General features: G+C 69.8%; 1 protein-coding gene and 1 riboswitch. The gene reads left to right on the top strand.

Annotation, left to right across the window (positions count from 1 at the left end; all coding sequences use genetic code 11):
- Positions 1-153 precede the first annotated feature (153 nt).
- Positions 154-388: riboswitch (cobalamin riboswitch) on the bottom strand.
- The coding region (locus RT91_RS19805; RefSeq protein WP_035189738.1) for a hemerythrin domain-containing protein at positions 379-583 on the top strand (205 nt) is incomplete at its 3' end. (Overlaps the previous riboswitch by 10 nt.)

Below are 583 nucleotides of genomic sequence, written 5' to 3' on the forward strand. Positions count from 1 at the left end.
ACTGGTCGCGATGCTCATGCGCGGCCTCCCCGGCGGGCGTGGGACCGCGAACGGCGCGATGAGGGGGAAACGAGAGGACGCGCGCGGCAGGCGCTGCCGCTGATGCGTGCAGTCATGGGTCGGCTCCGGCTTCCGGTGCACCCCGCCCGGCAGCAAGGTTGGTGCGACACCGGCAGGTCTCCTGGCTCGCGGCTCGACGCTGGTGGCCCTGCCTTCCCGAACCGCTCCCGGTTCAGTGGCTCGCCCTTGCGGGCGGACGGACCACCGGCTCGCCGCTGACAGTTGCGGGGGCAGCCATCGACTTGCTTCCGGGACAATGAAGCCCGGCCGAAGCGCACGATGTTCCCTTTTCACCCGCTCGCGCGGGACCGGTGACGAATGTCGTATGCCGCCTATGGCCTTGCGGAAACATTGTCGCGCATGATCGCCGAACTGCGCCTGCATCAGCAGCGCGAGGAGGTCGTGCTGTTTCCGCTGCTCGCCCAGGGGGGCGGCGAGATGGCGCGTGCCGCAATCCAGGTCATGCGCGCCGAGCACGAGGATCACGGCGCGGTTCTCGCGGGGATCGAGGCGATCACCGGTG

Source organism: Acidiphilium sp. JA12-A1 (assembly GCF_000724705.2).
In the GTDB taxonomy this organism is placed as follows: domain Bacteria; phylum Pseudomonadota; class Alphaproteobacteria; order Acetobacterales; family Acetobacteraceae; genus Acidiphilium; species Acidiphilium multivorum.